Source organism: Mesorhizobium sp. WSM3859 (assembly GCF_002295065.1).
Classification (GTDB): Bacteria; Pseudomonadota; Alphaproteobacteria; order Rhizobiales; family Rhizobiaceae; genus Mesorhizobium.
Window position 1 is genome coordinate 23,600 of record NZ_NSGG01000021.1, and the last position, 11,332, is coordinate 34,931.

The 11,332-nt window shown below is 57.6% G+C and carries 7 protein-coding genes and 1 pseudogene; 5 read left to right on the forward strand and 3 right to left on the reverse strand.

The features are described from left to right. Positions 1 to 649: 649 nt before the first annotated feature. The 3 genes and pseudogenes from CK230_RS29780 to CK230_RS29790 all read right to left on the reverse strand — a co-directional run. Entirely contained in the window at positions 650 to 2,014 is a 1,365-nt protein-coding gene (locus tag CK230_RS29780) for a DUF4832 domain-containing protein (protein WP_095820362.1), read from the reverse strand. 85 nt (positions 2,015 to 2,099) lie between these two features. After that, the gene (locus tag CK230_RS29785; protein WP_095820363.1) at positions 2,100 to 3,290 is read right to left on the reverse strand and encodes a glycosyltransferase family 2 protein; all 1,191 of its coding nucleotides are present in this window, start codon (positions 3,288 to 3,290) and stop codon (positions 2,100 to 2,102) included. Between the two features lie 725 nt (positions 3,291 to 4,015). After that, positions 4,016 to 4,191, reverse strand: a pseudogene (locus tag CK230_RS29790) (IS200/IS605 family transposase); the annotation flags it as partial. Positions 4,192 to 4,496: 305 nt separating this feature from the next. Here CK230_RS29790 and CK230_RS29795 point away from each other — a divergent pair. The 5 genes from CK230_RS29795 to CK230_RS29815 all read left to right on the forward strand — a co-directional run bounded on the left by CK230_RS29795 (position 4,497) and on the right by CK230_RS29815 (position 11,133). Beyond that, a complete protein-coding gene (locus CK230_RS29795; protein WP_141246143.1) occupies positions 4,497 to 5,573 on the forward strand; it encodes a glycosyltransferase in 1,077 nt (358 codons plus the stop codon). A 673-nt stretch (positions 5,574 to 6,246) separates the two neighbouring features. Continuing rightward, entirely contained in the window at positions 6,247 to 6,486 is a 240-nt protein-coding gene (locus CK230_RS29800; RefSeq protein ID WP_141246144.1) for a hypothetical protein, read from the forward strand. An 848-nt stretch (positions 6,487 to 7,334) separates the two neighbouring features. After that, entirely contained in the window at positions 7,335 to 8,855 is a 1,521-nt protein-coding gene (locus tag CK230_RS33875; protein ID WP_245430097.1) for a family 16 glycosylhydrolase, read from the forward strand. Positions 8,856 to 9,631: 776 nt separating this feature from the next. Next, positions 9,632 to 10,447: a response regulator transcription factor gene (locus CK230_RS29810; protein WP_095820367.1), complete on the forward strand. Its 816-nt coding sequence runs from the start codon at positions 9,632 to 9,634 to the stop codon at positions 10,445 to 10,447. A gap of 329 nt (positions 10,448 to 10,776) precedes the next feature. Further along, on the forward strand, positions 10,777 to 11,133 hold the full coding sequence (locus tag CK230_RS29815; protein WP_095820368.1) for a cupin domain-containing protein: 357 nt from the start codon (positions 10,777 to 10,779) through the stop codon (positions 11,131 to 11,133). Positions 11,134 to 11,332: the final 199 nt, after the last annotated feature.

Genomic DNA, 11,332 nt, shown 5'->3' on the forward strand with positions numbered 1-11,332 from the left:
GTAGAACCTGCTGCATTTCGAAGTGCGTGGCGCGCACACGCGTGTGCCAAGGCAAAAACTATAAGATGGCTTTTATCGCCTGACCGTTCGAGCTTGAGCTCTCCGCTCGTTCGGCGAGATCGGGCCAATTGCGCCGGGGCTGTACGTCGGCCAGCCCGTTCGACTTTCGTCAGCCAAGCACCCTCTCGATGGACAGAGGAACGCCACTTGCGCTTGACGATGCTTCAGAGGGGCGCCCGACAAGCACCGCATCCTCGGCACAATGTTCGCGTAGATATGCTCGATTCGCGGCCGATTAGCGTAGAACTTTTCGGCTTTGAGCCCGGCAGCATGGCCATTGGATCACGCAGATCGGATCCTTGATCATTGCCTCGCACACGACTATGCAGCATCAGCCAGCCCTGGGCCGAGACAGGGCGTGCTTTATCGCCTTATCTTCATCTGAGCCCAGACGAGACTCGGGTCAATGTCACGACAAGCCTGACACCTTGCGGCGGTTTCAGTGCTAGGTAGGTATGAAGGCCGAGCCGCTGCGAGGTTCCTCGCAGGCGATGTGTCTCACTGGCCATTGAACCAACACTCACGACGCGCGTCGGCTTGCCTGTTGTAAGTGGTCCGCGCACGTCTCTTCAGCGTACGGTCTGCCAAGTTAGTGCCGAACTACCAATTTTCCAAGCATGTACCATGGCCCGTCGCCCCGTATGGCGAGCGTGATGTCCGGTGTCTCGCTGCCCGGCGGCGCCAACCCGATTTGCACTGGATAGGTTCCAGCAGCGAGCCCCGCCGTTCCGATTGTGACGGTGTCGGTACGGTCGCCTGGAAGAAATCCCTGCATTGAAACCCGGGAGTCCTTGACCAGAGTTCCGATTCTTACAAGCACGTGGCGATCAAAGTACATCGGAGCGTTTCCCGTATTTGACCAATTTAGTTGCACAGCAAAGTTGCTCCCTGAATGTATTGACGTTGGGAACGCGGCTCGCCTCAGAACAACGCGATAGCCGAGCTTTGTCAGCATGTTCCCCACGGCTGGAAGCATTTCGGCAGGAATCGGTTCACTCTTGTTGCTGATCTTCGAGACATGGTTATCGACCGCCCACTGGAGGCTTCGCTGCCATTGCGAGTTGCGCAAAACCCAGTCCGACATAACTCCGCATGGCTCCACAATAACAGGCCCGGACTTCCAAGCATTTGGTACATCCGCTACCATGAGCGGGTAGTTGAGTTGCATCTCACGCCGTCCTCCCCAGCAATCGGCCCTCCAGCCGAGACCTTTGCTAATCGCATAATGAAATGCCTCTTTATCGTTCCACCATATTCCGTCATTGACTACCAGTGGGCCCTTGATATGCGTTCTGAACTCGTCGAAGAGCCATTTCAAAGTTTCTGTCCTTGGATAAGGAGGGGAAGGCTCGGTTTTCCAAAAATGTTGCTCACCCCAGTCGCCAATAATTCCGATGTCAATCGAGTCGATCGCTGGGCTTTGGCCATAACGCTGTCCAAGAGCTGCAATCAGCTTCCCTAGATCCTGTCTGACCACGCTTTCATCCAGATTGGGAAACCAGACCTGGGACCCCTTGAACGCAAACGTAAAGCCAGGAAAGCCGGCATTTCTCAGCCCCACTGGCCCAGAGTCACCTTCCTCGTAGGCCATAATGCGAAACGCAAGCCTTTGTCCCGACGCTTGCGCTTGCGAAAGGGCGCTATCGAGCGGACCGAAATCGAACGTGCCTGGTCGTGCTTCAATGGCGCTCCAGCTGATCCGGAAATACATGGTCGAGGACGGAAACTGGCGGTCTCGCGCTGCGGATTGATAGAAGGTCTCATACCCGACGCCCGGGTTCTTAATGACGTCCGTGCGTTCCGTTGGATAGTATGTCGACATCGTCTGAATCGGAGATGGCCGGGACGGCCTGGTCAGTCTGTTGTGCTTGGCGATGGATGCAATAGGGCCGCCCACTCCGGCAGCCATGGTGATGGCAACCAACACCGGCAAATACGGCAGCCGCCTACGCATAGGTATTTCCCTGACTCCCCATCTGGAAGCGCCTCGCGCTCTTGCCTACGATCCGGACGTTGCACAAGTTGCGCGAGCGCGCACCTTACGCTTCCTGTGAACTCGCCCTGATGTCTGGGACCAACGCAAGGTCACGCTCACTGCCCTGCCCAGTTACATTGAGAGAGCGCATTCTCAACTCGTCTTTCGCATCCGGCTCCGTTTGCTGGAGATAGGCAAGGAGTTTGGCCTCGCGGCGCCCACGCGTGACGGTAGTAAGCACGAGCCCACAAGTAACCGAGAGAACAGCTAGAAACGTCAAAGCGATGGTCAGAGCCCCGGCCGCCAGCCCAGGAAACACCCCCTCGTTCTCGTAGGCAGTGAAGATCGACGTGGCGAGCAGGATGGCAGGCACCAGCAATAAGCCGCCGACGCTTGTAAAGAAGAGCAACGGCCGTTCTGACCTCTGTAAGCCCGCGATAGTCCACAGAATTCGCAGGCCGTCGCGCCACGTATTGAGTTTCGAGGCAGAACCCGCAGGCCGTGCGTAGTATGGTGTGGGGATCTCGGCCACCGGCAGACCGAGTTCAAGAGCGTGGACGGTCAGTTCGGTTTCAATCTCAAACCCTCGCGCGAGCAGCGGAATCGACTTGACGAAGCGCCGTGTAAAGACCCGATATCCCGACAACATGTCGGTAAAGGTGCGGCCAAACACCGACGCAACGAAGCTCGTCAGTAGGAGGTTGCCGAAGCGATGACCAGCCCGATAGGCAGTTGCCTCCACTTCGACCCGCGCCGCCACTACCATGTCCAGGCGATCTTGCACGAGGCGCGCGATCATGTCGCGGGCGCTCAGCGCATCATAGGTCGCATCGCCATCAACCAGGACATAAATATCCGCATCAATGTCCGAAAACATACGCCTCACCACGATGCCTTTGCCCTGGCGCGACTCTCGACGGACTTCGGCGCCCGCGGATCTGGCTAATTCAGCTGTGCCGTCTGTCGAGTTGTTATCGTAGACATAGATACTTGCCCCTGGTAGTGCCGCTTGGAACTGGGCGACGACAGAGGCAACCGTCGCTGCCTCATTGTAGCAAGGGACGAGGACGGCGATGCGGTATTGGGCGAATAAACCCGGTTCGGATTGCCCTTGATAGGCACTGCCGTCAGGCACGAGAAAGTGGACTGCGCCGGTTCCTAGGGACTGCGGCCGTGCGGCTGAGGCCGCTGGCAATGATCCATCGGCGCTTGACCGGATATTTACGGCTGCTGTCAGGGGATGAAGAGCGCTCATAGCGATACCCCAGGTTCCACGGCAGCGAACTTGGATCCAATCGCGATTTTGCGGCCGAGTGTGCTCGCCGGATGGCGCGCCAGAAGGCGGGTCGGATGTTTGGCCCCGAAGGCGAACCGGGCGACAGGGCAAAGGGCGTTCGCAGATGCTGGCGCGATGAAATACAAACCCCGCCATGGACCCTTCATCATCCGTTGAAAGATCGGCATGTTATTTACGCGACGGATTCCAAGAGTCGCGAATTGAGAAAAACTGAGGCGACCGAGGTCGATCCTGTACCCGGTCGCTGAGATGACATGAATCGAGGTTCCCATATCGCATTGCTCGCTGTTGCCGCAGCCTTCCTTCCGTGAATACTGTCACGGCACAGCTCGCCCGGCTAAGCGCTCAATAGTCTTTGGCGGTGGCTCTCTGGAGGTACTACTTCACGTCCAAGCGGAAGGGAGGCTCGATCCTCTGACCTCGAGCGACCTCCAATGGCGGCGTGCAACGCCGGCCCCTCGGCCTGACCCGCCTGCGGCTGATACGACAAGACTGGTCAGAGCTTTATCCCTATCGTCAATGTCGCCAGCCATGGCACCCGATAGACATCGGACTTGAGTTTCTCTCACGGAAATACGTAACCATCTCCCGGCAAAGCCCGTGACCTCAGAATGAATGCCGCTCAAAGCGGCTTGAGGGCCGCTGGCACGGCGCTTCATTGGCGTGCCACCGAGGGTGGCAAGTCAGCGCCAAAGGTTGACCTGATCCAGCCGTTGATCCTCCCGTTCTTGGTTCTTTATGTGTTCTCGGACCACCGCTTCGCCTCGACCGACGGTCGAGACGAAGTGGTCCGGGCCCAAAAATGCTGCATCTCGAAATTCCGACACCGCTCTCCATAAACCCGAGCCAAATGGATGGCGCCTAGTGTGACTTAAACTCTCAACTTCGGCCACGTGACTGAGCTTTTGTGTGCATGGAAGCTCACCAAGGCGAAAGTCGCCGGTGGACTCCCGGGAACGTCAAAGCGCTATTGTCACCCCCGCAAAGCGGGGGCATCTCCGATATTGTTTAAGTTAGATACGACTAGGTCAACTAGAATGTGACAGCTGATCTTCGATCATCCTCCCCATTATGAGTACTACTTCATCGCAAGATTTCCGCGATTGACCGAATAGACGCATAGGCGCTCAATCTGATCTTCAACTTGGCGCGGTGCTGCTGCCGTTGAACCACTTCGGAGCCGAAGAAGCCTTTGCACGCCCATGCGGATTCGAAGAAGAGATCGAAATCATGAAGGACAGTTCGGCTAACACCTCGCTGATCATTTGCGCCCATACCCTGGAGCGGTGGCAGGATCTCTTGGAGTCGGTGGCATCTGTGCGTCGACTGGAACCCCCGCCTGATGAGATAGTCGTCGTCGTCGATCACAATGCGGAGCTCAAAGCGCGCGCCGAAGCTCAGTTCGTTGACCTCCTCGTCATCGAAAACCGAAACCGCAGGGGGCTTTCGGGGGCGCGCAACTCGGGGATTGCAGCGTCACGCGGTTCGTTGATCGCGTTTCTCGACGACGATGCCATCGCGGAACCGCGATGGCTCGCGTATATGAGCAGCCATTGCGATCGGCCTGAAGTGCTTGGTGCAATGGGCCGCATCGAGCCGCTTTGGCTGGGACCTCGGCCGCGCTGGTTCCCGGACGAATTCCTTTGGGTCGTGGGCTGCACGTATCTGGGCCATCCGGATAAGGTTGGTCCCGTGCGAAGCCTGCTCGGCTGCGGCATGTGCCTGCGGCGGGAGGTTTTTGAAAAAGTGGGGGGCTTCAATGCTGCATTGGGCCGAACCCAAAAGAGCCTGCCTATGAGCGGCGAGGAGACCGAACTCTGCATCCGCGCCCGAAAGGCAATCCCAGCTGGCGAGTTCATCTTCGAGCCCCGCGCGGTTGTCCGGCACAGAATTCCAGCGAAGCGGTTGACCCAGAGGTATTTTTGGCTGCGCTGCTATGCCGAGGGCCTCTCGAAAGCCTATATGTCCGCGCTCCTGCGCTCACGACAGGCGCTGTCCGCTGAACGGACCTACGTCTGGCGCGTGCTTTCACGCGGCGTCGTTCGCGGTTTCGGTGACGCCATTTTGCGGGCCGACGCAGAAGGGTTGGGACGCGCCTTTGCGATCACGGCAGGCCTTGCCTGTTCAATCGGCGGGTTCATCATCGGCAAGCTAGAAACTGTTGCGAACCCGATCAACCTGCCATGGCGCCAAAAATCTGCGTTTAGGCCTAGAATAAGGGCTTTGACGCGCTTTCGCTGACGCCCCCGACAGTTGGCGCATGGCCTGCCTTTTCCTGGCCGGCATCTTTTTTCCTCCTTACTGGTCGAGGCCGGGAACGCCGTGGTTGCTGACCGGCGAAAAATGCCACTGAAATCGGAACAGAACGGCCGGATCATCTCGGAACGGTGGCCGAGAGCGGCAGCGATGAGACGGCTCCGGCGGGGTTCCCGCTTAGCATTGTCGCGATTTTCGCTGATATTCAGTGCTGAGCCACGGAACCAGACCGGCCGACCGTGACGGTCGAGGAGCTTGCGTCCCCCGGGAGTAGAAGGTACCAGTCGCTTGACCGCTAGGCTAAGGGGAGCGTCAAGGACAGGTCGGTGCAGTGCACCACAAAGGATCAAACAATGATTCTCAGCACGCATGCGTTGGTCGGGGCGGCGCTCGGTAGCTTGCTGCCCGCGAATCCGGGTACAGCCCTAGCGTTGGGGTTTGCGAGCCATTTCGCCCTCGATGCGATCCCCCATTGGGATTATCCGATCCGTTCCTCTTCGTTGAGCCTCAGGATCGACGCGCCTGTCCAGCTTGATAGAGCGCTGTTGTTGGATGCTATGATCCTCGGTGCCGACGCGCTTGTCGGCGTCCTCGCGGCCGTCCTCTTGTGGGGTCGCCAGAAAACCAGTGGGCGATCCTGCTCGGCGCCAGTGGAGCCATGCTTCCCGACCCGTTGCAGGTCGTGCACGCTCGCTTTCCACGCGGGCCACTGCGGATGTTGCAACGCTTTCATTGTTGGATCCACGCTGATAAGCGGATCAGCAAACCATTCCCTCTGGGTGTGGTTTCACAGCTGACGTTAGTGGCCGTGGTGGTGTGGCTCACCGAAAAAGCCCATGATGGCGTGTTCAACAGCGCCGTCGCCGCCTTCTTCACCACAGTGCAAGGCCGGGGTTGATTCGGACGCGATAGCCTCCTGGCGAAGCTCGCGGCATGGTCGAACCGCGGTAACGGCGCTATTCTGCTGCCCGGTTCAGTTCTCTTGACTGCGCGCTCCGCCCGACTGAAATCGTATCGGTCGTTCGAATGGTCTGGGGCTGATCGCTCCGATTTCGGCGCGAATCTGTGGCCCGACGAAGGGCCCCGGTCACATGGGCGAGTTCCTCGCGACTTGGAGCCGCGCCTGAGGCCGTGCGGCCGCCGCCGGCATACTGCTGTGACTGACTGGAATGAGCTTTCGTTGCGCGATCGTTCTTGACGCCTGGAGGACAAAGGCGGGTGAGTCCAGATCAGGCTCAGCGCGCCGATCGCAGGTTCCGAGCCGGCCGAAACGGCGGGCGCGATCCAGTTTTCAGATGCAGGCGTTCAAAAGAGAGAGTTGATAAGGTTAATTCGGCCTCATTCTCGCCGCAAAAGGTGTTAGTGTCCGGCAAGTTGCATAAATCTGTTACAATCCGATGGTTGTATATGTACAAAGCTACACGCGGACGAAAGTGAAGCCGGAAAATTTCGCGTTTAACTTGATGGCATTGGAATAATAAAACAAAAAAACAATAAGATGAGGGATACGGTATGGTAATTCTATTCGGAAACTTGGCGGAACGTCCGAATGACAAATCGCGTCCTTACCGATCAGGCCGCGGCGCGAACGGTCCAAGGCCTTGCTCACGTCGGCAACGAAAGTTTCCAAGTCTCCACTGCCTTTAAATCAGTTCGCGCTCGTAGCTGCGAGCATGCGTTATCTGGCGCGCCTTGGCGATGTGCAGCAGTGGCATTGTCTGCGTCAATCTCAATGAGGATTACGGAATGGCCCTTTCGGCACCTGCAGGTTATAGCTCGAGCGATCAAGTCTTCGAGGAAAGCTTCTCAGGGACTGCACTCGACAGCCATTGGCATACCTACATCACCAGCAATGCCGCTAACGGTTGGGCCTGGAACAGCAACGGATCGGGCGGGAGCACTGCCGGGGGCCCGTACAACGCCGACTACGATATGCCGGGCCAGGTGTCCGTGAGCAATGGGCTGTTGGATCTCGCGGCGATCAAGCAACCGATCACGGCCCCCAATCAGGGTTCGATAACGACTTTTCCGATCACGTCCGGCGCGGTCAGCAGCTACGGCAATTTTGAATTTGATGGCGGCCACCTTCAGATCAGCATGAAGGCGCCCAGCGGCGACGGAGCATGGCCAGCCCTCTGGCTAATGCCAGGGCAGGGTGCAGGCAGCAGCGGCGACAATTTCGAAATCGATATGCAGGAAGGCGGATTTACTGGTTCAGGGCCTGCAAACCAGGCATTCTCGTACCACCTTCACACGCCATCCGGCACATTTGGCGGTGTCGTCAATACCGGCATCGACCTCACGGCGGGGTTCCATACATACGCTATCGACTGGGAGCCCGGTCAGTCGATCACCTGGTATCTCGATGGGAATCAGATCGCGCGGGTGACAAGCTCACAGGCCCCGATTCCTAACGAACCGATGGAACTGATCATGAACAATGGGGTCGCGAATTCGAACGCGATCGGGTGGCATACGGCCCTGGATAGTTCCACCCCTTCATCGATGCAGATGCAGATCGACGAGATCCAACTCTATCAAAAGGCGGGCAGCGGCGACACCGTAACAGGCGCAAACGTCATCAATAATACGGGGACCACCTCTTCAGGCACGACCACCCCCACCAGCGATGGTGTTTTCTATGGTACTGGCGGCGCCGACGTGATCCATGGAACCGCCGGCGCCGATACGATGGTCGGCTATGCCGGCAACGACACCTACTATGTTGACAATGCGGGCGACAAGGTGACCGAGGCGGTAGGTGGCGGCATTGACAAGGTTCTCGCTTCGGTGAGCTATGCGCTTTCAGCCGGTTCGGAGGTCGAGCTTCTAGCCACCACGAACCCTTCCGCAATCAACCTGACAGGCAACGAGTTCGCCCAGACCATTCAGGGCAATGCCGGCGCCAATATCATTAACGGTGGCGGCGGCAATGATGTGCTCACCGGTTTTGGCGGTAGGGACACCTTCGTTTTCAGCACCGCGCTTGGCACCGGGAACGTCGCCAAGATCACTGACTTCACGGTTTCGAAAGACAAAATTCAACTCGACCACACCGTGTTTTCGGAACTCCATTCGGGCAAACTGGCAGCCGCTGCGTTCTCCAATGGCACGGCTGCGCATGATACTTCCGACCATATCATCTACGACAGCTCGACCGGTGGCCTCTACTACGACAATGACGGTCACGGAGGCGCATCCCAGATTCAGTTCGCCACCCTTTCTCCGGGCCTGTCGCTTTCGTCATCCTCGTTCTTTGTAGCCTGAAACTGCTCTATGGATAACTAGGTCCAACCAGAGCCTGCTGTCGCCCACCAGACGGGTGGATCAACTGCACCTCCAGGCCTGTTTCATCATCCGTCGAGTGCAGATGCAGCGTTGAAAGGATCGTTGGCGCGCCGCCGTGGTTCAGCTTCAACGTGTCCGCGAGGTCGTAAACTCGTGGGCCTGAGAAGGTTGAGTCGGACCGATGTCGCCAATCGGTCGAGCCTCGACCGGCAGCACGACCCCAGCGTCTGAGACCGGCGGTTCGTACACGGCAGCCGTGGCAGAGCGGCTCAGCCGCTGTCCGGCGCGATCGCGTTGCTGAGCGCCGCCAATTTGAAGGGCGTGGCCGACCATCTTACAGCCCAACCAACCTGGCTAGCCCGCATAGACGCCGTCGGGCCAGGTGGACGCCCACAGGCCGATCAATTGACCACAAATTGCGACTACGTCGGAAATCCCGCAACTAACAATCGTGGCGACTGCCGACGCGGCTCCTTGAGTAAAGGACCGCCATCTCCGATCGTTTGTTCCGTGTGCCGAAACGACCCCTGTCTCGAAAGCTCGAGTGCGATCTTCTACCCCCATCGGTGATCTGCGCATCATGGCCCGCCCTGCTCTGGATTGACACCGACGATCTACGCCTAATGAGGTATTTGGAATTCGGCCCTCGTGGCGTAAGCTAATACAGTCAAATACGCTCTTTGACCATAGGAGAGTACCTCGAAAGTGCTACAGGTTGTTGATTTGTGTCATTCCGGCGTTGGAGGAGACTACCGATGGCGAGGCAATCCTGTTTGACGTTACTTGTCGGGCCGAGCGGACTGCTCCGAGAAAGCCTAATCCGGATCTTGGATCCTTCAAACTTCCGCATTTCTTTATCGGCGGAGTCTGTCCGCGATCTTGTTCTAAAACCGCTGCCGAAACACCGATCTCTATTGCTCATAATCGATGTCGATGGCGATGGGGACAGTTCTGAATTGGAAAAAATCTCTGAATTTAAGGCAATTTATCCCGACAGTCACGTAGTGATTCTGGCAGACCGCTGTCAATCCGGCGACGTAGTGGCTGCTTTCCGTGCAGGAGCAAATGCTTATCTGACAAAACATACTGCTTATGATACTTTTGTAAAGTCCCTTGAATTGGTTGATCTTGGGCAATCCGTATTCCCTGCTGATGCCTTGTCGTTAATATCGTGTGAAAAGTTGAACTCTGAAGATAAGTCAAAGCAAGAGACAAGTGAACACGACGGTAACAGTCTGGAAGTGGGAGCGGTGGAGCTTTCGATGCTGTCACCTCGCGAAATTTGTGTTCTTGGTTGCTTGATTGAGGGCAAGTCTAACAAAATCATCGCGCGCAAGTTTCACATCGCCGACGCCACAGTGAAGGTGCACGTGAAGACGATTCTTCGAAAAATTCGGGTCCGCAACCGGACACAAGCTGCAGTTTGGGCCATGAACAACGGGTTGCTTGCAACTTTGTCTGGCCACGCCTGGGCAGGCAACCAAGATATGGCGCACCACCCTCACGATATGCTGGACCCAGTTGTTGAGGAACATACGGGCCGCCAATTCGAGGATCCGCATCCTCTTTGATCCAGCACTCATCTTGAGCAAGAACGTCAGCCAGAAGGGGTTTGGGGGCGACACCCCTCTGGCAGAGCCGAGGCGAACGGCAAATGCGTAACGTCATTTCTGCTAATATGAAGCGTCTCGTAAAATCGCTCGCGTGACCAACCTGGGAGGATGCGATCATGAAGATTTCATCACGATCTAATGGCCGATCAATGCTCATTGTGTTCGGCCGCACGCAGCCCTTGTGTCTGGAGGCGCGGTCTTCGCTGCGGAGGGCCAGGAGGGCGTAAAGACGCCCCCCGTTCTGACGACTGATAGCAAGGACCTGAAGTGAGCAGGACATTGGCGACTTGCCGCCTGGCGCCAAGGTCGCCGTTCTGGCGCAATCCGGTAACTGGAGTGTTGCCCGCGTGAAGTTCCCGCCCCATTACGTCGTGCCTCCGCACAGCCATCCTAATGCCGAGGCCGTGTGGCTGATCAGCGGTCAGGTCGGGTTCGGCTTCGGGGATAAGCTCGACAAGACCGGACCGTGGCTCAAGCCGGGAGCTTTTTTCGTGTTACAACCTGGCGGCATGCATTACGTGTGGACCGGAGACGACGGCGGCGTCATTGACGTTCAGGTCAGTGCCCCCGGTGGCATCACATTCGCCAACCCGGCTGACGCTCCGAGCTGCGCGGATAGCGATGATGGGGCAGGGCGCTCGTGAGGCAAAGGTCGGTGTTTCTCGGCATGGAGCAATTCGGGGGATACCGGACCTCGTTCGGCATCATATGTTAACGGCGTCCAAATTGGAGGCAGAGGCTTGCCTTGCAAAAGCGGCCCGACAGTTCCGCGTTGGGGTGCGTTGGTAGGAACCGCCGGGCCTAACCGACTCGGCACGGGAGAGTCGGCTATAAGCGAAGGCC

Coding starts and splice junctions, on each gene's coding strand:
- CK230_RS29780 (WP_095820362.1), bottom strand. CDS start 2,014: ATGCGTAGGCGGCTGCCGTATTTGCCGGTGTTGGTTGCCATCACCATG.
- CK230_RS29785 (WP_095820363.1), bottom strand. CDS start 3,290: ATGAGCGCTCTTCATCCCCTGACAGCAGCCGTAAATATCCGGTCAAGC.
- CK230_RS29800 (WP_141246144.1), top strand. CDS start 6,247: ATGCTTCCCGACCCGTTGCAGGTCGTGCACGCTCGCTTTCCACGCGGG.
- CK230_RS33875 (WP_245430097.1), top strand. CDS start 7,335: ATGGCCCTTTCGGCACCTGCAGGTTATAGCTCGAGCGATCAAGTCTTC.
- CK230_RS29810 (WP_095820367.1), top strand. CDS start 9,632: ATGGCGAGGCAATCCTGTTTGACGTTACTTGTCGGGCCGAGCGGACTG.